At 49.7% G+C, this 21393-nt stretch carries 17 protein-coding genes and 1 tRNA gene; 9 read left to right on the top strand and 9 right to left on the bottom strand.

The features are described from left to right. Positions 1-67 precede the first annotated feature (67 nt). On the top strand, positions 68-1096 hold the full coding sequence (locus IEX60_RS06040; protein ID WP_188748480.1) for a PKD domain-containing protein: 1029 nt from the start codon (positions 68-70) through the stop codon (positions 1094-1096). Between the two features lies 1 nt (position 1097). Here the strand turns inward: IEX60_RS06040 and IEX60_RS06035 are convergent, their stop codons facing one another. Continuing rightward, complete coding sequence (locus tag IEX60_RS06035) at positions 1098-2480, bottom strand: DEAD/DEAH box helicase (protein ID WP_188748679.1); 1383 nt, start codon at positions 2478-2480, stop codon at positions 1098-1100. Positions 2481-2503: 23 nt separating this feature from the next. Here IEX60_RS06035 and IEX60_RS06030 point away from each other — a divergent pair, with 23 nt between their 5' ends. The 5 genes from IEX60_RS06030 (at position 2504) to IEX60_RS06010 (ending at position 9208) form a co-directional block, all read left to right on the top strand. Further along, entirely contained in the window at positions 2504-3274 is a 771-nt protein-coding gene (locus IEX60_RS06030; RefSeq protein ID WP_188748478.1) for a TetR/AcrR family transcriptional regulator, read from the top strand. Further along, entirely contained in the window at positions 3247-4581 is a 1335-nt protein-coding gene (locus IEX60_RS06025; protein ID WP_188748476.1) for a TolC family protein, read from the top strand. Before IEX60_RS06030 ends, IEX60_RS06025 begins: the two co-directional genes overlap by 28 nt. Before the next feature lie 7 nt (positions 4582-4588). Further along, positions 4589-5755 (top strand): efflux RND transporter periplasmic adaptor subunit, encoded by a 1167-nt coding sequence (locus tag IEX60_RS06020; RefSeq protein ID WP_229717443.1) that lies wholly within the window; start codon positions 4589-4591, stop codon positions 5753-5755. A 40-nt stretch (positions 5756-5795) separates the two neighbouring features. After that, a complete protein-coding gene (locus IEX60_RS06015) occupies positions 5796-8981 on the top strand; it encodes an efflux RND transporter permease subunit (protein WP_188748474.1) in 3186 nt (1061 codons plus the stop codon). 143 nt (positions 8982-9124) lie between these two features. Continuing rightward, positions 9125-9208 (top strand) — tRNA-Leu (locus IEX60_RS06010). An 88-nt stretch (positions 9209-9296) separates the two neighbouring features. Here IEX60_RS06010 and IEX60_RS06005 read toward each other — a convergent pair. Further along, entirely contained in the window at positions 9297-9593 is a 297-nt protein-coding gene (locus tag IEX60_RS06005) for a DUF202 domain-containing protein (RefSeq protein WP_188748472.1), read from the bottom strand. A 95-nt stretch (positions 9594-9688) separates the two neighbouring features. On the opposite strand from IEX60_RS06005, the gene trxA reads away from it, so the two are divergent. After that, positions 9689-9985: a thioredoxin gene (gene trxA, locus IEX60_RS06000; protein ID WP_188748470.1), complete on the top strand. Its 297-nt coding sequence runs from the start codon at positions 9689-9691 to the stop codon at positions 9983-9985. A gap of 7 nt (positions 9986-9992) precedes the next feature. Here the strand turns inward: trxA and IEX60_RS05995 are convergent, their stop codons facing one another. The 5 genes from IEX60_RS05995 to IEX60_RS05975 form a co-directional block, all read right to left on the bottom strand. Continuing rightward, positions 9993-11168, bottom strand: a complete 1176-nt coding sequence (locus tag IEX60_RS05995; protein WP_188748468.1) for an RsmB/NOP family class I SAM-dependent RNA methyltransferase — start codon at positions 11166-11168, stop codon at positions 9993-9995. 15 nt (positions 11169-11183) lie between these two features. Then, positions 11184-12443, bottom strand: coding sequence for a type 1 periplasmic-binding domain-containing protein (locus IEX60_RS05990; RefSeq protein WP_188748466.1), 1260 nt, complete (start codon positions 12441-12443; stop codon positions 11184-11186). Continuing rightward, the gene (gene guaA, locus IEX60_RS05985) at positions 12400-13950 is read right to left on the bottom strand and encodes a glutamine-hydrolyzing GMP synthase (protein WP_188748464.1); all 1551 of its coding nucleotides are present in this window, start codon (positions 13948-13950) and stop codon (positions 12400-12402) included. The genes IEX60_RS05990 and guaA overlap by 44 nt, the downstream gene beginning before the upstream one ends. A gap of 128 nt (positions 13951-14078) precedes the next feature. Continuing rightward, a complete protein-coding gene (fbaA, locus tag IEX60_RS05980) occupies positions 14079-15158 on the bottom strand; it encodes a class II fructose-bisphosphate aldolase (protein ID WP_188748462.1) in 1080 nt (359 codons plus the stop codon). A 42-nt stretch (positions 15159-15200) separates the two neighbouring features. After that, entirely contained in the window at positions 15201-17273 is a 2073-nt protein-coding gene (locus IEX60_RS05975; RefSeq protein WP_229717442.1) for a TonB-dependent receptor, read from the bottom strand. Between the two features lie 124 nt (positions 17274-17397). On the opposite strand from IEX60_RS05975, the gene IEX60_RS05970 reads away from it, so the two are divergent. After that, a complete protein-coding gene (locus tag IEX60_RS05970; protein ID WP_188748460.1) occupies positions 17398-18042 on the top strand; it encodes a hypothetical protein in 645 nt (214 codons plus the stop codon). On the opposite strand, the gene IEX60_RS05965 is transcribed toward IEX60_RS05970, so the two are convergent. Together IEX60_RS05965 and IEX60_RS05960 are read right to left on the bottom strand one after the other, a co-directional pair. Further along, a complete protein-coding gene (locus IEX60_RS05965; protein ID WP_188748458.1) occupies positions 18026-18961 on the bottom strand; it encodes a TIGR01777 family oxidoreductase in 936 nt (311 codons plus the stop codon). The genes IEX60_RS05970 and IEX60_RS05965 overlap by 17 nt on opposite strands. A gap of 11 nt (positions 18962-18972) precedes the next feature. Next, positions 18973-19848, bottom strand: a complete 876-nt coding sequence (locus tag IEX60_RS05960; RefSeq protein ID WP_188748456.1) for a Rossmann-fold NAD(P)-binding domain-containing protein — start codon at positions 19846-19848, stop codon at positions 18973-18975. A gap of 251 nt (positions 19849-20099) precedes the next feature. Here IEX60_RS05960 and IEX60_RS05955 point away from each other — a divergent pair, with 251 nt between their 5' ends. Continuing rightward, a complete protein-coding gene (locus tag IEX60_RS05955) occupies positions 20100-21347 on the top strand; it encodes a DASH family cryptochrome (protein WP_188748454.1) in 1248 nt (415 codons plus the stop codon). Positions 21348-21393 lie beyond the last annotated feature (46 nt).

The raw sequence follows: 21393 nt of genomic DNA, 5'->3' as shown, positions 1-21393 counted from the left end.
CAATGTATGAGGTAACCGATTAGAAAGATAAAATATAGTTTGTACGATGACAACTATCCAAATGGCAATGATAACGATCACAAGGACACTAGGTATCGCGCTACTTTTTCAGCTGACGCTGCTATCCTGTAAGGAAGAATCCGTTCCGGCACCTGAGCCGGAAGAGCCCAAACCGAGCGCTGGGTTCTCCATGGTGCAGGTTTCCGAAGACGATCCTTTCACCTATTCGTTCACCAACGAAGGAGATAACTATTCACTGGTGCGGTGGGAATTCGGCGATGACAGCGTTTCGCTGGACGATTCGCCCACGCATACCTTTCTACGCACCGGCGAGTTCCGCATCAAACTCCGGACGGAAAACAGCCAGGGCTTTTGGGCAGAAACGGAAACAGTGGTCAACATTGTTCCTGACAGTTTAATTGAAGTCTTGGCTACCCCCAAACCGGGAGGCAGCCTCGATCTGTCTGTTGCTGCCAACCTAGCGGTCGACAGTATCTTTTGGTATAAAGGTGTGGGTGTGGGCGGTGAATTCCTGAACAACAACGAAACGGTGAACATTTCGGTGGCGCCGGGACAATTTGAGGATTACACACTGCGTGTAAAAACCCCGAATGGCTCCATCGCGGAAATATCGCGGATGCTTACCGATCTGGGTGTAGTACGCGATGTAACCGAACGAGGGGTACTGAGCGTATCACGCGATAACGACGGCGGTAAATTTGCCGGTGAAGGTTCACTGAAGCTGACCGACAACGACATCCAGACAAAATTCCTGCAATTTAATTACGTTGGCGATCTTTGGTTCCAGCTAGACTTTTACGAGCCGGTGATTCTCGGCGCATACACGCTCACTTCCGCCAATGATGTTCCCGATCGCGATCCGAAGAATTGGAAGCTGGAAGGCTCGATGGACGAACACACGTGGACATTGCTGGATGAACGTACGGATGAGAATTTCGAAGAGCGTTTCCAAACCAAAACATACACGTTTGACAACCATGAGGCGTATCGGTTTTACCGTGTTTCGGTCACGTCTGTAAAAGCAGGTGGATTATTCCAGGTGGCTGAATGGCGGATGCTGCAATTACCGCAATAAGTCAAGAAGCCTGGCTGGCCGGTCCACCTGGCGCTTCGGAAGCATTCGATCCCTGATCTTTCGTATGTTTTTTGAAACGCCGTTTCTTCTTCTTTTTGGGTAATTTATCGGCCGCTGTATCCGATGATGTTGCTGAAGCACCTTCCTTTTGGAGCTGAGCCGTGCCGGCTGGTTTCCTACCGCCGGATTTACGGTTTTTCCTCGGGTGGCGATTACTGCGTTTCGGCCGTTCTTCGGCAGAAGCTCCTGCATCGCTTTCAATTCCTTCCGGCAAGGTGACCTCGTCTACTTTTCTATCCATCAGCCGTTCGATGGCCAGGAAGCGGCGTTGATCGCGGTGGTTGACAAAGGTAATTGCGGTACCTGTGCGCTCGGCACGGGCGGTACGGCCCACACGGTGTATATAATCTTCCGGATCGGGCGGCACATCGTAGTTAACCACGAGATCGATACCTTCCACGTCAATACCTCTTGACAGCACGTCGGTTCCGATCAATATCGGTAGCTGCTTGTTCTTAAAACGGAGAAGGATCTGTTCCCGCTCTTCCTGAGCCAGGTCGGAATGGAAGGGCTGTACGGTCAGTCCCAGCCGGGTCAATTCCCGGCTCAGGTTTTTCACCTTTTCCTTGGTGGAGGAAAAGACAATGACACTCCGGTATTCCCCGCTTTGCAGGATCTGTTTCAGCAACGGGGTTTTCTGCCCGTCTGCTACCCGGTATTGCTGCTGGAGGATACCTTCGGCAGGCTTGGAAATCGCGATATTTACCTGTTTGGGATCTTTCAGTAAGGTTTTGGCAAATGTCCGTATCTTGGGGGGCATGGTTGCCGAAAAGAGCATGGTCTGCCGTTCCGCAGGCAGTTGACGGACAATCCGGTTGATGTCATCTTTGAATCCCATGTCCAGCATGCGGTCGGCTTCATCGAGCACGAGGAATTTGACTTCGTCCAACCTGACAATGCCTGAACCAATGTGTGCAATGAGCCTGCCCGGAGTTGCAATAACGATATCCACCCCTTCGCGAAGCGCCCGGCGCTGCTGTTCATAGCCGATCCCGTCGCCCCCGCCGTAAATGGCAATGGAAGTGATACCCGTGAAATAGGCGAGCCCTTCAACCTGCTGATCGATCTGCATGGCCAGTTCGCGTGTGGGAGCCAATATCAGCGCGCTGATGGGCGGACGCGGATCGGTACGGCATATGGCATCCATAACCGGAAGCAGGTAAGAGGCCGTCTTACCGGTACCGGTCTGCGCACACGCGATCAGATCGTGTTGTTCTTGAATAATCGGAATCGTTTCAGCTTGTATGGGAGTGGGTGTTTTAAAACCCATGCTATTCAACCCTTCGAAAAGGTTGCTATCAAAATTAAAATCGGCAAATGTCAACGTAAGCAAATTAATTTGTACCAATGATGATGCAAAAGTACACAATTTCACTGACTTATGCGAAATGGGTATTTGACCGTTTGACCTCGATTGTCAAAATTCCGTTAACAAAGCAGATGGCCATCGATTTTTCGCGAATAATGCGTTCCTTTGCCGACCGAATGAACGTTCAATTGGAACATACTGCAGAAAAAAAATGTGCCATTTTCGAAAGCACACTGCGACTTGTCATGAAACAAGGTTTCCACGGAAGCCCGATGAGTCAGATTGCCCAGGACGCCGGCGTGGCAACGGGGACTATCTATCACTATTTTTCTTCAAGGGATGAGCTGATCATCGAATTGTTTAAGCATTGCAAACACCGCATCGGCAATGCGATGTTTAAACCGGCCGAGCAGCTTCTACCCTATCCGCAACGTTTCGTTGCCATCTGGATAAACTTGGTGAATTTTTACATCAAGCACCCCGAAGTACTGAGTTTCATGGAACAATTTTTTTCGTCGCCTTACGCGGAGGTGGTCCATGAACGGAACTGCGGCGTGCAAATGCAGAACGAGATGTCCAATTTCCTTCAACTGGGTATAGATGAGGGCCATATCAGGTCCATGGATATTAACATTCTCAGTGCTGCTTTTATCGGTACGGTAACTGCTACGGCCAAACGGCACACTAACGGACATTACTCGTTCAATAAATCGTCTATGAACGAAATGGTAACGATCATTTGGAATGGTATCAAAAAAGAATCTTTTCAGACTGAAACAATATGTATAGAAAATCACGAAATAAATTAGCCCTCTCGATTGCTTTTTCCCTCGTCCTTTCACTTGCTTTCGGGCAGGAAAGCCAACCGTCATTACCAGAAAATGCCAATCTGCAAGATGTCATAAATTACGCCCTGGAAAACCGTCCGTCTGTGCACCAAGCCCTCATTGATGAGGAAGTCGGTGAAGAAGAAATCGCTTCCGCCCTCTCGGGCTGGTTTCCCCAAATAAACGCAACGGGTACATACAACTGGAATGTGAAGATCCCGACCAGCGTGATTGGGGGCAATGTGATCCAACTGGGCCAGAAGCATGTGAGTGCCGCGGTACTCCAGGCCGATCAGCAGATTCTCAACCCGGGGCTTATGCAAGCCTCCAAAGCAGCCCGTTTTATCCGCCAGCAAAACGCACTCAATACGGAAAGCAGCCGGATCAACACGGTAGTCGAAGTCAGCAAGGCATACTACGATATCCTTACCAGCGAGGAACAGCTCAATATTATCAAAGAAAACATCGAACGCATCCAGCGTCAGCTCAACGATGCGAAGGCGCGGTACGAAACGGGCATTGTAGACAAGACTGATTTCAAACGTGCGCAGATTACATTGAGCAATACCCTTGCTGAGCAAAAACGCGTCAGCGAATTGCTCACTTACAAATATGCATTTCTGAAAGAACTGATCGGGCTTTCGGCGGACCAGCCGATGAACCTTTCTTTCGATAATGCGGCCATGGAAAGTGAAATCCTGTTGGATACTACGCTGACGGTCGACTATAACGAGCGGGTTGAATTCAGGCAACTGCAAACGGTGAAGCAACTCCAGCACCTCAATACGCAATATAATAAATGGACGTTTCTACCCAGTTTATCTGCATTTTATAATTATGCGTGGGATTTCCGGGGCAACCGGTTTCCGGAAATGTTTGATGCTAATTTTCCCCGTTCGGTATTCGGACTCACGCTGAACATACCTATTTTCCAGGGTGGGAAGCGCATCCATGAAATCCGGAAATCCAAACTGCAGGAAACACGCCTTGACTGGGATGTCGTGAATCTGAAAAACCAGATCAACACACAATATGAAATGGCGCTGGCCACGTATCAGGCCAATCTTAACGACTGGCGGGTTGCCCGTGAAAACGTAGCCCTTTCCGAAGATGTCTACAATACCATCAAATTGCAATACGACGAAGGTATAAAAACGTACCTCGATCTGATGACCGCGGAGACCGATCTGCGTACCACACAAATCAGTTACCTCAATTCGCTCTTTGCCGTCCTGGCTGGCAAGCTGGATGTACAGCGTGCACTGGGAACCGTAGACATTGATAATTAACCAACATATGAAAGAACTTGAAACAACTCAGAATACCGTAAAAATGACCAGCATGAACAAACATAGCTTCGCAGCGATCCTCCTGGCCGGAGCCGGATTGGTTGCCGCATGCAGCAATCAAACGCAGAAACAGGCCCCCGGGCAACAAGCTATTCCCGTATCGACAGCCCCGGTTACCGAAGAACTGGTGGTGGGTACAGACAACTATCCCGGCAATGTGGTGGCGCTGAACGAAACCGAACTACGGGCTGAAGTAAGCGGATACATTACGGGTATCTTTATTACCGATGGTGCATCGGTGTCCAAAGGTCAGAAGCTCTACGAAATAGACCGTACCCGTTATGCCGCGGCTGTGGAGCAGGCAAAATCCAGTCTTGCCATTGCCGAGGCCAATCTTGCACGCCTCCAGCGGGATGTGGAACGCTATCAGAAACTGGCCGAACAAGATGCGATTGCCAAACAGACGCTTGATTATGCGGAAACCGACTTCAACAATGCACAGGCACAGGCTGCCTCCGCGCGGGCCGCATTGACCACGGCACAGACCAATCTCGACCGGTCGGTCATCGTCGCCCCGTTCAGCGGCACCATCGGTATTTCACAGGTGCGCATGGGTGCATTGGTTTCTGCGGGGTCCACATTGCTTAACACCCTTTCATCGGTTAATCCCATTGCCGTAGACTTTCCGGTAAACGAGCGGGAGATTCCCCGCTTCAACGCTTTGCGGCAATCGGACGCCGTGGTACGCGATTCGGTGATCTCGATCAAACTGCCCGGTGGACAAGTTTATTCGCATCCGGGCAAGATCGTCGCCATTGACCGTGCCGTGGATCGCAATACCGGTACCATCACCGTGCGGGCGAGTTTCCCCAATCCGGATGAACTGCTGCGTGCGGGCATGGCCACTACCGTGCAGGTGCGCAACCAATCGGAAACGAAACAATTGGTCATCCCTTATCGTGCCGTTACCGAGCAGCTTGGCCAAACCTCGGTGTATGTAGTAACCGATAGCAGCACGGTAGAGCAACGGGGCGTACGGTTGGGACTGAAAGTAGTGGATCGCGTTGTGATCAATGAGGGGTTATCGAGCGGTGAACAGGTGGTAACCGATGGCATCATCAACCTGCGGCCAGGGGCCAAGGTACAAGTAACCCAACCCGCTGAAAAGAAATAAGGTGGAACAAAGACCATCAAGCATTTAGGACAGAAACAACATGATTTCAGAAGTATTCATAAGAAGACCCGTTACCTCCATCGTCATCTCCATCTTGATTACGTTGATAGGTATCATTTCGATCTCGACATTGCCCATCAGCCAGTATCCCAATATTTCGCCCCCCACCGTACAGGTGCAGGCGACGTATACCGGGGCAGACGCGCAGACCGTGGAACAGACCGTAACCACACTCATCGAAAGCCAGATCAATGGCACGCCCGGGATGACGTACATGCAGTCAAACAGTACATCCGATGGACGTGCTGCGATCACCGTGACGTTTGATGTAGGTACGGATATTGATATTGCCACGTTGGACGTACAGAACCGTGTAGGTATTGCCGAACCCGCCTTACCGGAAAGTGTGCGACGACTGGGAGTGATTACACGGAAAGCCAATACGGACGTGTTGATGATGATTTCCCTGATCTCACCAAATGGCACCCGGGACCAGAAATTTTTGGCAAACTACACCAACCTGTATGTACGTGACGCACTGATGCGTGTAAAGGGAGTGGGCGACGTGATGGCGTTCGGCCAGCCCTTCAGCATGCGTGTATGGCTGGATGCAACGAAACTTTCTAACTTAGGGCTCACTCCGGCAGATGTTAACGCGGCAATTCAGGAGCAAAACATCCGGATGCCAGGAGGCAGTGTGGGAGCGAGACCGCAGGTAAATACTCAGGTTTTTGAATATCCGGTCATTCTAGATGGTGATCTGGACGAGGAGGAACAGTTTGAGCAGATCATTGTCAAAACCAATGCCGACGGTTCCATTGTATACCTCAAAGACGTGGCACGCGTGGAGCTGGGCGAGTTTGCCTATTCCATTACCAATAAGCTGAACGGACTGACGGCTTCGGGTATGATGGTTAATCAGATGCCTGGTGGAAACGCCGTGGAAACCGCTGAGGGCATCTACGCCGCACTGGAGCAGTTGAAAGCAGACTTCCCGAGCGATATGGACTATGTAGTTAACTATGAAACCGTATCGGTGATCCAGGAGTCCATCACCAACGTGCTGCACACGTTGGTTGAGGCGCTGATATTGGTAACTTTGGTGGTATTTATCTTCCTCCAAAGCTGGCGGGCTACCTTGATTCCTGTATTGGCGATTCCCGTTTCAATTATTGGTACCTTTATTTTCTTCAATCTGTTCGGCTTTTCGATCAACAACCTGACGATGCTGGCCTTCGTACTCGCCATCGGGATTGTGGTGGATGATGCGATTGTGGTGGTGGAGGCGGTGCAACATTATATTGACCACGATAAATTGTCGGCACCGGAAGCGACGCGACGGGCGATGAAAGAGATTACCGCACCTGTTATCGCCATTGCATTGATCCTAGCGGCGGTGTTTGTGCCCGTGGGCTTTATCCCGGGCATGGTGGGGCAACTTTACCAACAGTTTGCCATTACGATCGCTGTATCGGTGTTGCTTTCTGCGTTTGTCGCCCTATCCCTCACCCCCGCCTTATGTTCGCTGTTGCTTAAGCCGTCGCAATTCAATGAGAAATCAACCGGCATCAACCGGTTATTCTATAAGTTCAACACCTGGTTTGAGCGGGTTACGAAGCGGTATTCCAGTGCGGTCAGGGTGGTCATCAAGCGTGCTCCCCTTGCCATCGTCCTATTGGTCTGCATCTACGTGGGTACAGTTGGGTTGTTTACCAGCAAACCCACCGGGTTTATTCCTACGGAAGATGCCGGCGTGTTCATGGTGGGCGTTACGCTCCCCGAAGGAGCTTCTTCTGAGCGTACCGCCAACTTATTGGATGCGTTATCGGACTCGTTGCGGAGAGAAAATCCTGAAATCAAAAACGTTATGCGCATTGCGGGGATTAACCTGCTGAACCGTTCGTTTAAACCCAATGGGGGTACCTTCTTTGTCCAACTGCATCCATGGGGAGAACGCAGCCGCACGGCACAGGAAATTGTAGCGGGTGTACAGCGAAAATATGCGGGCCTGCAACAGGCTTCCCTTATGCCCGTATTGCCCCCGGCTATTCCCGGGCTGGGTATCAGCGGAGGATTCAGCATGCAGCTCATCGACCAACGAAGCGGCGACATTAAAGATTTCGAAGCTCAGGTGGGTAAATTTCTGATGGCTGCTAACCAGCGTCCGGAAATCGGCATGGCTTATACACTATTCAATTCACGCACGCCCAATTACTTAGTGAAGGTAAACCGAGAGCAAGCAAAACGCATGGGTGTAGCCGTTTCAAGTGTCTACAGCACCATTTCGTCTTTCCTGGGCAGCAGTTATGTCAACGATTTTACGCGCTACGGACGGAGTTTCCGGGTGGTCAGCCAGGCAGACACGGCCTATCGGATGGACATCGCTGACATCGGAAAGCTGTATGTGAAAAACCAGCAGGGAAATCCGGTGCCACTAAGTACATTGGTATCTTATGAGATTATCGAAAGCCCGTCCATTATCAACCACTTCAATATTTTCCGTTCCATTGACCTGATGGGGGGTGCCGCTCCCGGATACAGCAGTGGGGATGCATTACGGGCGTTGGAGGAGACTGCTGCACAGACGCTGGGCGCCGGTTTCACCTATGAATTTTCGGGAATAAGTCTACAGGAAAAGGAAGCGGGAAACATGACGATCATGATCTTTGCACTCTGTATCGTATTCGTCTTCCTGCTGCTGGCGGCGTTGTATGAAAGCTGGTCGGTACCCTTTTCGATCCTGCTTTCCGTTCCGCTTGGTGTATTTGGGGCTATTTTGGTGCTCACCCTTCTGCCACGGCTTGACAACAACATCTATGCCCAGATTGGTTTGGTGGCGATCATTGGTCTGGCCGCTAAAAATGCGATCCTTATTGTCGAGTTTGCCAAAGAACGGGTAGATATCGGCATGGGACTGCTGAAAGCAACGCTAGAAGCGGTAAAATTACGGCTACGCCCGATTATCATGACGTCGTTTGCCTTTATCCTGGGTATTGTTCCGCTGATGTATTCGGCCGGAGCGGGTGCCATTGCACGGCAAACCATCGGCTGGACGGTTTTTGGAGGGATGTTGATCGCTACCCTGTTTGCAATATTCATTGTACCGGTCTTATTTGTATTGATTACCAAAATGGCCTATGGCAAAAAGAAACTGGCGGCACTTCAGGCTTCCTATAAACCCGAAGAGCATCAGGATATGTTGCATACGGATGACGAGGAAGAGTAATTTTTGGATAGTTGATAGTTGATAGTTGATAGTTGATAGTTGATAATTGATAGTTGATAGTCTTTTTCAATTATCAATTTTCAATTGTCAATTAAAATCATATATTTGCATCCCCGATCCAAACAACGGGTTTGGGGCGTGCCGCCCGGATGGCGAAATTGGTAAACGTTGCGGTCTCAGAAGCCGTTGGGAGCAGTCCCTTGAGAGTTCGAGTCTCTCTCCGGGCACAGATGAAATGCGATTCCTTATCGGAATCGCATTTTTTCATTTAAAAGTAACCCACAGCCAAATTCAAGACCTTCGGAAAAATCGGTACTACTCCCCTCCCTTTTCATAATCAAGCTGGTAATCGCCGATATGCTTTTCACTTTTATCGATTTTTCTTTTTTGGATGAAATAGTTTGCCCCACCTACCACCAGTAAAACTGCAGAAATGACCAGAAAAATATACTCAATAATATGCCCACCGGGCAGCTTCAGCAACTGATCCAGGGAGACACCGGCCACAGCAAAATACATTGAGGTGCGGAGGAACGACAAAAAAGTGGACTGATTAGCCATGATGGTGCGCTGGATGGCCAGGCGTTCGCGTAAAATCAGATCTTTATTCATCCGGTAAAGATAACTAGTGTTTGTCAAACCCCTATCTTTACAACGGAGAAAAACAATCCGCAAAAAAGCGCGTTAATTAGGGAGATACTTGAAAAATGAGCACATTCAATGAACTGATCAACGGTGAAAAACCTGTGTTAGTGGATTTTTTCGCCACCTGGTGCGGTCCCTGCAAGACACAGGCCCCCATCCTGGAGGATGTAAAGCAACGCGTAGGCGATGCCGCATCCATTATCAAAATTGACGTAGATAAAAACCCGCAGGTAGCCACCAAATATCAAATACGCGGTGTGCCTACATTAATTATTTTTAAAAACGGTCAAATCAAGTGGCGCCAATCGGGTGTTTTTCCGGCCAATGAACTGGAACGGCTGCTGAAAGAAAACGTGTAATTAAAAATCAGCGCCGGATCAGTCTTGCCACAAACATGCTGTCTGCGCGGTGGCGGTAACCCTGTAAAAGTTCCGCCCGTTCCAATTTGACCAGGCCTGTATTCTGAAGGAATGCGATCGCCTGTTCGTTCTCTTCGGAAAAAACAGAACAGGTAATGTAAATCAAGGGCTTACCGGGTTTTAGGTGTTTGATGACTGCTTCTGCGGCTTGCTGCTGGACAGCCGCAAATTGCCGGATTGAATCCCCGTCGAAAGAAGTAATCATCTCCGGTGTCCGGCCCCAGGTACCAGACCCGCTACAGGGTGCATCGAGGATGATACCGTCAAACTGTTCATTGCCGAGAATAACCGCCGTATCTTTGGTAAGGTCGATAATTTTCTGTCGGTATTTTGTGATACCGGCCGCTTCAAAACGTTCGTCGAGGTTGCGCAGGATACTGGTCCTTACGTCAGATACCAATAGGTTTATGGCCGGATGGCTGTCGAGCAGCAGGAGCGACTTCCCTCCGGCTCCCGCACACGCATCCCACCAGCTTTCCCCATCAGCGGCATTGAAAAATGTACCGGTCTGCTGTGAGGAATCGTCTTGCACCTCATACTTACCCACGAGATCGCGGATCCGGTCAAGCGCCACACCATTCGGAAGTGCTAATCGGGATGTACCCAACACGCGATAGGAAATACCTTCTTCCGTAAGCCGTTTCTGCACCTCCGCCTCATGCCCCGGGCGCAAACGGATAAACAGATCGGGTTGTACAAAAAGGCTCTTAACGAAATCAGACCCGTCGACTCCCTCCGAGAGCTGTCCTTGATAAGGAAATACATCTTCCAAACGGAAATCCGTTTGCTGTTCCAGCAACACCAGCTTTTCTTTCATCGGCTTATCGACGGAAGGGTACAGCGCAGGAAGTACCAACTGAACCAGGGCACTGTCTTCGCTGCATAAAAATTCAGCGATGGCCAGCCGTGTGGATAAATCAGCTTGTCTGGCTGCGTTGCCAATGCGGAAATAGTGGTATGTGAGGCGGGAAACTGTCCGGCGGTCATTTCCACCCATCTGGCGGTTACGCTTGTAAAATCCCGTAAGAAAACGGGCCAGGGGGATTTTCCGTTGTTGCTGGTATTCGTGCAACACACGCTCAACCATCCGTATCTGCTGACTTATCCGCCGTTCGGTCGCCATGCGCAATCGGATCCGTTATAAGGGCTGGAAATCGCCACTCCGGTACTGCAACATAAATACCGCGTTGTTTACATATCCCCAATTGGGATTGTGCTCAAACTTGAAGGCATTATGCAACCCCCTGTATTCTTCCTGCGTAATATGTTCTTTATAGGCTGCTCCGTATTTCGCCAGCAGCCCCCCGAAGTAATAGGCTGCATCGTACCCTTTATAGGCGAATTCGGTGGCGGGTATACCAAATTCACGGCGGTACTGCTCGTCAAACCGCCGCACTTCCACACGTCCTTTATCTACATAATACGAGGTAGTGATGCAGGTGCGGAAGATTGCGAGCCCATCTGTTTCGTCAAATTCCAATTTTGCCCAGTTCGGGTGTCCGAATAGTTGGATCTGGTAAGAAAGCTCGTCGTGCAATTTGCGCAGATGAGCCAGAATCGGTGAAATCTGATACTTGTTGGTTGTTGCCAATACCACCAAATTTTTTCCGGATATGTGTACACTGCTTTCCAGTGATTCTTCATCCGTCACTTCGACCACCTTAATATCTTTTTTTAGTCGGCCAACTTCCGCCTTCAACGGGGAAAGAAACTGCCTGCTTGCCGCATCCTGGGTCTGATATAAGATCACTACGTCTGCGGATTGGTATTGTTGGGCGATCCGTGCGGCCAGCGCCTGCACATGCGCGGTGATCGGCGCGGTAATTGTGACCAGATTGGGTAGATTAAACTCAGAAGGCATGCTGGCGGCCAAGGGAGAAATTTGGAGTGCATCCTCCAGCGAAGCATTAAACCCAAACACCTGGATTTCCTTTGGATATACCGGCCCGACCACCAATGCGGCGTCCTGTACCTGTTCCAGTTTTGCTATACGGGTATTTTCAGCCGGATCATCACGCGTATCCAGCACATTCACCTTGAAGTTGGTCCCCTTCTCGGCCAGCGCGTCCAAACCCAGTTTAAATCCCTGATAAAAATCAAGAGCGAGCGCCGAACGCTTGATATCCTCGGTGCTGGGTGCATGCGGATTGGCTTTGTCCAATTCAAACGGCAGCAATAACGCAATGTTGTTCACATCCACCTCCTTGGTGTCCGTGTCAACTTCCTCTTTTTTATCTTTATCTTCCGAGGGCACTTCCTTTTTCGGTGGAGGAGTGGTGCCCGATCCGCGCAATACCCTTACTTTGGGAGTACAGGCAGCCATCAAAAGCACAAGTGCAATCCCGACTAATCCTTTACTCCCATTCAATCGTAGCCGGCGGTTTTGAACTGATATCATATACAACCCTATTTATCCCCTTTACGTGATTGATTATTTCGTTCGATATTTTTGCCAATAACTCATAGGGCAGGTGCGTCCAATCTGCCGTCATCCCATCCAACGAGCCGACCGCGCGCAAAGCGACGACATGTTCGTAGGTACGCTCATCTCCCATCACCCCTACCGACTGTACCGGCAGGAAAATGGTACCTGCCTGCCACACCTTGTCGTACCAACCCGATTCACGCAGGTTGCGGATGTAAATATCATCAGCTTCCTGCAAAATCCGTACCTTCTCGGCGGTGATTTCGCCTAATATCCGGATCGCCAATCCCGGACCGGGAAATGGATGCCGACCCAAAATGCTGGGGGCTACCCCCAATGCCTTCCCTACTCTGCGCACTTCGTCTTTGAACAGGGTGTTGAGCGGCTCAACAACTTTCAGTTTCATAAAATCGGGCAACCCTCCCACATTGTGGTGGGATTTAATAGTAGCCGAAGGCCCCTTTACGGAAATGGATTCGATGACATCCGGATAAATGGTGCCCTGACCGAGCCATTTAACCGCTACACCCTCGGGAAGTTCGGCCTGAACGGCGTGTGCGGCCTCGTCAAATTCATCAATAAATGCCGCACCGATAATTTTACGTTTCCGCTCAGGTTCGCTCACACCCGCTAGCTTTTGGTAAAACCGATCTTTGGCATTTACTCCCTTGATGTTCAACCCCATATGCTGGTACGACTCCAGCACCTGTTCGTATTCATTCTTACGCAGCAAGCCATGGTCTACAAAGATACAGTGCAAGTTTTTACCGATTGCCTGATGGAGCAAGACAGCCGCAACCGTGGAATCTACACCTCCCGATAATGCCATGATCACGTGATCATCTCCCAATTTTTCTTTCAGTGAAGCCACCGTTGTATCCACAAACGCGTCGGCGGTCCAGGACGGTGTGCAGCCACAGATGTCGATGACAAAATTCTTCAGCAGGGTTGTGCCGTCGGTACTATGGGTGACTTCGGGGTGAAACTGGATACCATAGGTTTGGGTACCCTTTACGTGGTATGCCGCCACCTTCACCTTGTCTGTACTTGCAATGATCTCAAAGCCGGCCGGAATATCCGCAATGGTGTCGCCGTGCGACATCCACACCTGGGAATCTACCGGAACATCTGCTAACAACGGATTGGCATGATCCACGAAATGGAGATTGGCCCGACCGTATTCGCGGATTTCCGACGCCACCACCTCTCCGCCTGAATGCTGTGCGATGTACTGTGCACCGTAGCATACACCCAATACAGGAAATTTGGACTGGAGTGCCCGGAAGTCGACCTGAGGTGCATCGGACTGACGTACCGAATACGGACTTCCTGAAAGGATAACCCCTTTTATCGTTTCGTTGAACTCAGGAAGGTGATTATAGGGATGGATTTCGCAATAAACATTCAGTTCCCTCACCCGGCGTGCAATCAATTGGGTATATTGGGAGCCGAAATCAAGAATCATGATCTTTTCTGGCATGGGCCAAAGGTACGGATTTGATTTTAGATTTTAGATTGACGATTTTAGATTGCCCCGTACATTTACAGTACGAAGCCCTTGCTCTCCGGTTGGCCGGGCAAGGGCTTCATCATCAAACGTAGTCGTATTTACAGTTTGCTGTTCACATCCAGCGCGTTCAGTTCTTCGAACGCCTGGGTAAGCCGCTTAACGAAAGCATCCTCGCCCTTGCGCAGCCAAACACGTGGATCGTAGTATTTCTTATTGGGTGAGTCAGCCCCTTCCGGATTGCCGATCTGACTTTGCAGGTATCCTTCTTTTGACTGGTAATAACCGCGTACGCCATCCCAGAAGGCCCACTGCATGTCGGTGTCGATATTCATCTTAATGGCACCATAAGAAATGGCCTCGGCAATTTCTTCCGGAGCGGAACCTGAGCCACCGTGAAAAACGAAGTTGACCGGCTTTTCGGCAGACAGTCCGAACTTTTGGCGGATGTATTCCTGGGAATTGTGAAGGATGACCGGCTGCAATTTTACGTTGCCGGGTTTATATACCCCATGCACATTACCGAAGGCAGCTGCAACGGTAAACTTATCACTGACGCTTTTGAGTTCTTCATATGCGTAGGCAACTTCCTCAGGCTGGGTATAGAGCTTAGCGCTATCCACATCCGAATTGTCCACCCCATCTTCCTCACCGCCGGTTACACCCAGTTCAATCTCCACCGTCATGCCCAGGGGTTTCATGCGCGCCAGGTATTTTTTCGAAATTTCGATATTTTCTTCGATGGGCTCTTCGGATAAATCAAGCATATGGGAGGAAAACAAAGGCTTTCCATTTGCTTTAAAAAATTGCTCACCGTAATCAAGCAATCCATCAATCCAGGGCAGTAGCTTTTTGGCTGCGTGGTCGGTATGGAGGATAACAGCTACGCCGTAGTGTTCGGCCAGCAAATGGACGTGCTGAGCGGCGGACACCCCACCGAGAATACAGGCTTTCAGGCCGTCGTTATTTAGCGATTTACCTGCGTAAAACTGCGCCCCGCCATTTGACAGTTGGATAATTACGGGCGAATTGACCGCCTTGGCAGTTTCCATTACAGCATTAATGGAATTGGTACCGATGACATTAACCGCCGGAAGGGCGAATTTATGCGTTTTTGCTATTTCAAATAATTCTTGAACGGCATCACCGGTGACAACTCCTTTAAAATCTTTCAAACTCATGATATCTTTTGTTTTGAGGTCTCGAAAGTAGGGATAATTTTTTTAAATACGTAATGCCATTCCTGCATAAAAATTGCGCGGTGCGGCGGCATTGAAAAAGCGGCCACCGAAGGCGTTGATGTCATTGCCGAGGCTATACCGCTGGTTCAGCAGGTTGTCGCCTCCGGCGAACACCTGAAAGATGAACCGGCTTCCCAAGGGCTTGTTCCATGTCAGTTTGGTCTGCAGCAGGTGATAAGCACCCGCAAACACGGTATTTGCATCATTCAGCGGAATGGCCGACGTATAGTTATGCATAGCGTACGCTTCTATCCCTCCGGGGAACCTGGCCAACAAGCTGCTGACCAGGGTGGTTCCGGGTACACCCGTGAGTTTATTTCCCGTAAAATCATCGTCGCCCACCCGGTAATTTCCAAAACGGAATTTGCTCAAGGTCAGGTTTGTTCCCAGTTGAAGACCACGTAACCACCCGGTTTGATCGGGTTCGATCGCCCAAGCCGATGCGGAAAGCTCTATTCCCCGTTGGTTGACTCCCCCTGCATTGCCGAAAAATTCGGCATCGGTTTCGAGTACCTGGCGGATGATGGCATCTTCCATCCGGTAGTAAAACACCGAACCATCAACGGCAATCCGTCTGTTGCCGGGCTGCCAGCGGAACCCCGTTTCGTAATTCCATCCAGTTTCCGCTTCAAGCGCTGTATTGATAACCTGATCCGAGGCACGGACCTCCTCAAGGGTGGGTGGCGAATATCCCCTTGAAACCGAAGCCCGCCATACCCATTGCGGTGCCAGCATATAAGACAACGCAGCCCGTGGCATCCATTCCGCATCAAAACTACGCCGGGTATAATGGGGTTCACTGTCTGGGAAAAGTGGCCGGAACCGGTAACCATAATAGTTAAGGCTCAACGACGTTTCCAGCAACAGGCGGTTATATACATCTGCGCTAAAGCGCACAAAGTAAAAATGTTGACTGCTTCTTAACGCATCGATTGCCATGGCATCGCCACGCACACCGCCATGATTTTCGTAGTTTGCAAAATCATTTTTCCCAAACTGTCCTTCCATTCCTACATTGGCATGCCAGGAAAACACACCTGAACCACCTCCACGATAATCCAGGTAGGTACGGAAACCCATATTGGCTTCATTACGTAGCTCATAGTTGGTGATGAAGGGATTGCTGAAATCGGTGTGTGAACCGAAGACAGCCGCAACATGCCTGAGCCGGGACCCGATGTGGATGTCATGTACCAAACCGCCGATCAGCGTTTTATTGACAATGCCCGCCTGTTGTTCCAACGCCCCCGGAGTGGCCGGTGTAGCCGGGCGTGCGAGTTTGGGATCTTCGGCATATTGCGCTTCTGTAAGCCCGCCGGGCGTAAGGTAACGCAGGTCTGAGTACAGGGCAATCAGCCGTAATTCACCCCTCGGATTATAGTTCCACCGTTGCACGGTCTGAAAAGCTGCCCGCTTCATGGCCGAATTCTGCCGATAACCGTCGGCACGCTGGTATGCCTGACTGAAACCAAACCGGTAACCAGCTGTGGGATTCAGTGTGGCGGATAGCTGCTCATGGAATAAGCCAAAAGATCCGCCATTTAGGCGCAGCGACGCTTTCGGATCCGTTTCATCGCCCATTCCCTGCGGCCGGATCAATACCACGCCACCCGAATTGGCTCCGAAGAGACTTCCGTCCGGCCCTTTCAGCACTTCAATCCCTTCGATACTTCCTGCATCCAATACGTTGAGATACGTATTCCCCCCCGCGTCGGTAAGCGGTATCTCATCCAGGTATACCTTTACGTTACGTACACCAAAAGGTGAGCGTAAAAGACTGCCCCTGAGAGAAAGCCGATAGCTGCCGGGAGAACGTTCTTCCATCCGGACACCCGGTACGGTATTGATGGCAGGCAGTAAGGTCGTGCCGCTTTGATTTCCCAATGCGGTGGGGCTAACCACGCCCGCTGATGCCGTGAGCCGCAAAAGCGGCTGCTCGGTAAAATATGCCCGTACGGTCACCTCCTCCAGGTGCGTAGTTGTATCCTGAAACGTGGACGCCACAGATGGGAATAGGGGAATAAGGAATATACAGAAAAGGATTATACGCATCATGGTTAATGAACTTGGGGACGAAATTAACGATTATGACGCTATACTTCATGCGTGGGGGATAATTGTAACACAAATTAAACTTTATCAGCTGAAAAATGTCTTAACAAGAAGGAGGATTTAGCTCATGAAGAACTTCATTGTGTGCATGTTAGCACTGTATTCGGTCAGTGCCTTTGCCCAGGACACCAACACATTGCATATCGGGAAACTCATCGTCGGCAAGAAGAAAAAGGAAGTATATAGCGGAGGAAAGGATTCATCGTTGGTGCTGCGGATTGACACCTTGATTATGGGCGACCGGGGTCAATTGGTATTTTATGGTAAAAAAGACGTAAAACTGGAGGTTGGCCACGCCGAGATTGACAAGCGGGGTTATCTATTCGGTACGGATGGAAAAAACAACGGTACCAATTTTGACATCGACATACGATTTGAAAAACTGGGTGCACTGTATGTGCTGGCCGGTGGGCACGATGCCCGCAATAATGGATCGCGCACTTTTCCCAACGGCAATGGCGGTAATGTGAACTTTACCTACGCCAGCGATGGTATTGAACCGCAAACCGAAGACAAAAAGTCTGAACATTACCTACAGATCGATACGAGAGCAGGTGGATACCGCGTGAATCCAAGCAGCGAGCTTTCCAATATCTATAGTTTGATCGGCATGGGTGCACCGGGCAGGCCATTGAGCAACCTTTCCCAGGGACAGGTATATTCCGGATCGCCGGGTAAAGACGGAAAAAGTACGGTCAAGGCGAGGGAATGAGTGCTTCCATGGCCCCTTCTATTTCCGGATACCGGAATGTAAAGCCCGTATTTTGAATCTTTTCGGCTGACATACGGGTGCTACAGAGGAGCATTTCGCTTAGTTGACCCATCACGGCTTTTAATACGAATGGCGGTATATGAGGTAGCCACAAAGGTTTTTTCATTTTTTTTGCCAGGGTGTGCACAAATGTAGAAAACGTGACCGGCTGCGGCGCCAGCATGTTGTAAACCCCATGTATCCCATTGTGTTCCAATGCGAAGGAATACATAGCCACCGCATCTGCTACATGAATCCAGGGCATCCATTGCTTGCCTGTACCGGGCACCGTACCCAACCCTTTTTTTATAAAACCGGCAAATCGGGTGAAGATTCCTCCCTGATCCGAGAGGATGACTCCGCTTCTCAGCGAAACGGTACGCAAGCCCAGTGCCCGTCCTGTTTCTACCGCACGTTCCCAGTCGCGGCAGGTATGCCCCAGAAAGTCTGCGGCGGGCGACTTATCTTCCGTCATCCACTCGTTGCCTCTGTTTCCATAATATCCCGATGCAGAGGCAGATACAACGGTTGTGACTCCGTGGTTTTTACGTTGGCGAAGCAGATCATAAAGCAGCAAAATGGACTGGATACGGCTGTTGCGGATCAACTGCTTCCGATGATTGCTCCATGGAAGGGCAGCGATATTTTCACCCGCTAAGTGGACGATGGCACTCACTCCATCCAAGCATGCAGCGTCTAGTTGATTTGCCGAAACATCCCATTGAAAAAAACGGACATGCGGCAATTGCATACTGTGTTTGTTCCGGCTCAGCGCATTGACCGCGTAGCCCTTGCTCACCAACACGGGTATCAATGCCTGACCAACCAAACCCGTTGCGCCGGTTATCAATATCCGTCCTTTCGTAGCCGTGCTATCCATCAGCCCTCAATTTAAGGCAGCCCCAATGCGTACCGCAAGGAAACGTGGAAGGGGGCCAATTTAATTCCCGGATAATAGGCATTTAATCCATCGTTTACAGCTACCAAATCTTTACGCATATATGCCGTGAATGCGGCGGCAACATCCTGCTCAAATTTATAAAGATATCTTCCCATGAAAACAGAAATAGGTTTGCCGAGCCCGGGCAACGCCAATACACGCTTCTTCAATTTAGCGATGTCCAGGTAACGTTCAAAAGCTTCTTTATAGGTCATCACTTCCGGCCCTCCGACGTCGAATACTTTTCCGTAGGTATCTGTATTCAGAATGATTTTACTCAGGTACGCGCATACGTCCAATAGGAGGATCGGCTGGCAACGGCTGGTTACAAATTCCTTGGGCAAGACAATCCAACGTTGCTTGGCCAGATTTGAAAAGATGTTCATCAGCGCAGAACCTTTGCCGACGATGTTACTGATCCGCATGATCGTATAAGCCATTCCGCTCTTGTTCAGAAGGGATTTAACCCGGTCTATATTGTCATCAGACAGTTTGGTCACATAAATCAAATGCTCACAGGCCGTTGACTTCAGTAACCGCACGTATTTCTGCAAGGCGATGAGATCCATCTCCAGGCGGATATCGATTTCGTTAATGGGCGACTGGTTAAAATAGAAAGCAGCGCGTACTTCCTTGCTCAGGCCGGGGGGAAATGTACCACGGAACAGGTCGCCTTCTACGATATTGATGCCATACTTCTTTGGCACATGCTTATAGAAAAACTTACGATTCCTTAACAGGCAGGTTACTTGATAATCTTCTTCAGCAAGACACACAGCAATGTTTCTTGCTAAATAATTATTAAGGCCGGTTATCAGGACTTCCATACTCCAATAATACCACTTTAAGAAGGCGGCTTGGTTACTACTAATTTAATAGTTATACAATCGAAAATGAATTATGTTTCCGATGAATGTTATTTTGCAAACTTAAAAAAAATGGTTAGCTTACCAACATTGCCCGCTGATAAATTGCAGACAATTGTGGTTTTATTGTCAATATTCCAGTTTATCGGCAATAAACAAGGGTTGCTACGACAAATAAGCTTATATTTGTAGAATTTAATCCCTTAGTAAGTATGGACGATAGGACGATCTTGGTTTGGTTCAGGAATGATTTGCGTATTCACGACAATGAAATTCTGCTTCGTGCCGTCGAGCGCAGCCAACGGATTGTCCCGGTATACTGTTTCGACCCCCGGCATTTTACCCACACAAAGTATGGCACCCGGAAGACCGGGGTATTGCGTGCCGCCTTCCTACGGGAAAATGTGCTGGCATTACAGCAAACCCTCCGGCAACTGGGTGGCGACCTGATTATTGACTATGGCCACCCGGAGGAACTGCTTCCTCAAATTGCGGAAAAATACCAGGTAGATGAAGTCTACCATCACCGGGAAGTGGCTTATGAGGAGACCTATATTTCCGGGCTTGTTGAAGAAGCGCTTTGGAAGATGCAGATTAACCTCAGGCATTTTATCGGCCATACATTATACCACAAAGAAGATCTTCCCTTTCCGATCCGCGACATTCCCGATGCCTTTGCCGTTTTCAAGAAAAAAACAGAACGGGAAAGCTCCATACGCCCTCAGTTGGGCACGCCCGATACCATTCGTGTACCGGAAGGAATGGATAGCGGTAAGGCTCCTGAATTAATGGAACTCGGTTTTGATAAAAGCGAAATCGCCCAGGTTTCCAACCTGAAATTCCCGGGAGGAGAAGCGATAGCGTTAGACCAGATGCATGCGTTTCTATACGATCACACTCCGGAAGAATATACCGAGCTTTCTCCCTATATCGCCGTGGGTGCGTTATCCCCAAACACCTTCTACCATGCCACCAAGGAAGCAGAAAACACGGTTTTGGACAAGAAGCGCGGTGAACAGATCATATTGAAATTGCTGTGGCGGGATTATTATCGATTCATGTTCAAAAAGCACGGCAACCGTTTTTTCCAGTTGGGAGGTTTAACGGGTACCCCCCCGGAGATTGCCCCCGATGAGGATAGGCTCTTTGACCTGTGGAAACGCGCAAATACGGGTAACCCGATTGTGGATCGGGCCGTCCAGCAACTCAATGAAACGGGATACATCCCGCATTACCAACGGGTCATCGTTGCCTCGTACCTGATCCATGAGCTGAAAGTCAATTGGCTGAAAGGTGCAGCCTGGTTCGAAGAAAAGCTCATTGACTACGGTCCCGCCAATAATTACGGCAGTTGGGCGCATCTGGCTGGCGTGGGTAGCAGCATCAAAGACAACAAGCCGGCGGACCTAAAAAAATTGACCGCACAGTTCTACCCGAAAGAAGCGGTGGAACTGGGATAAGGATGAAAATTGGCCATAAATTTGTGGGTTATTGCTATGGTAAACG

The sequence above is a fragment of the Parapedobacter defluvii genome, assembly GCF_014642075.1.
Lineage (GTDB): Bacteria > Bacteroidota > Bacteroidia > Sphingobacteriales > Sphingobacteriaceae > Parapedobacter > Parapedobacter defluvii.
This window is presented reverse-complemented; position numbering and strand designations above follow the sequence as displayed.

What these genes read in the sequence shown, in the direction of transcription:
- IEX60_RS06040 (WP_188748480.1), top strand. Translation starts at nt 68, where the DNA reads ATGATAACGATCACAAGGACACTAGGTATCGCGCTACTTTTTCAGCTG.
- IEX60_RS06030 (WP_188748478.1), top strand. Translation starts at nt 2,504, where the DNA reads ATGATGATGCAAAAGTACACAATTTCACTGACTTATGCGAAATGGGTA.
- IEX60_RS06025 (WP_188748476.1), top strand. Translation starts at nt 3,247, where the DNA reads ATGTATAGAAAATCACGAAATAAATTAGCCCTCTCGATTGCTTTTTCC.
- IEX60_RS06020 (WP_229717443.1), top strand. Translation starts at nt 4,589, where the DNA reads ATGAAAGAACTTGAAACAACTCAGAATACCGTAAAAATGACCAGCATG.
- IEX60_RS06015 (WP_188748474.1), top strand. Translation starts at nt 5,796, where the DNA reads ATGATTTCAGAAGTATTCATAAGAAGACCCGTTACCTCCATCGTCATC.
- IEX60_RS06005 (WP_188748472.1), bottom strand. Translation starts at nt 9,593, where the DNA reads ATGAATAAAGATCTGATTTTACGCGAACGCCTGGCCATCCAGCGCACC.
- trxA (WP_188748470.1), top strand. Translation starts at nt 9,689, where the DNA reads ATGAGCACATTCAATGAACTGATCAACGGTGAAAAACCTGTGTTAGTG.
- IEX60_RS05995 (WP_188748468.1), bottom strand. Translation starts at nt 11,168, where the DNA reads ATGGCGACCGAACGGCGGATAAGTCAGCAGATACGGATGGTTGAGCGT.
- IEX60_RS05990 (WP_188748466.1), bottom strand. Translation starts at nt 12,443, where the DNA reads ATGATATCAGTTCAAAACCGCCGGCTACGATTGAATGGGAGTAAAGGA.
- guaA (WP_188748464.1), bottom strand. Translation starts at nt 13,950, where the DNA reads ATGCCAGAAAAGATCATGATTCTTGATTTCGGCTCCCAATATACCCAA.
- fbaA (WP_188748462.1), bottom strand. Translation starts at nt 15,158, where the DNA reads ATGAGTTTGAAAGATTTTAAAGGAGTTGTCACCGGTGATGCCGTTCAA.
- IEX60_RS05975 (WP_229717442.1), bottom strand. Translation starts at nt 17,273, where the DNA reads ATGATGCGTATAATCCTTTTCTGTATATTCCTTATTCCCCTATTCCCA.
- IEX60_RS05970 (WP_188748460.1), top strand. Translation starts at nt 17,398, where the DNA reads ATGAAGAACTTCATTGTGTGCATGTTAGCACTGTATTCGGTCAGTGCC.
- IEX60_RS05965 (WP_188748458.1), bottom strand. Translation starts at nt 18,961, where the DNA reads ATGGATAGCACGGCTACGAAAGGACGGATATTGATAACCGGCGCAACG.
- IEX60_RS05960 (WP_188748456.1), bottom strand. Translation starts at nt 19,848, where the DNA reads ATGGAAGTCCTGATAACCGGCCTTAATAATTATTTAGCAAGAAACATT.
- IEX60_RS05955 (WP_188748454.1), top strand. Translation starts at nt 20,100, where the DNA reads ATGGACGATAGGACGATCTTGGTTTGGTTCAGGAATGATTTGCGTATT.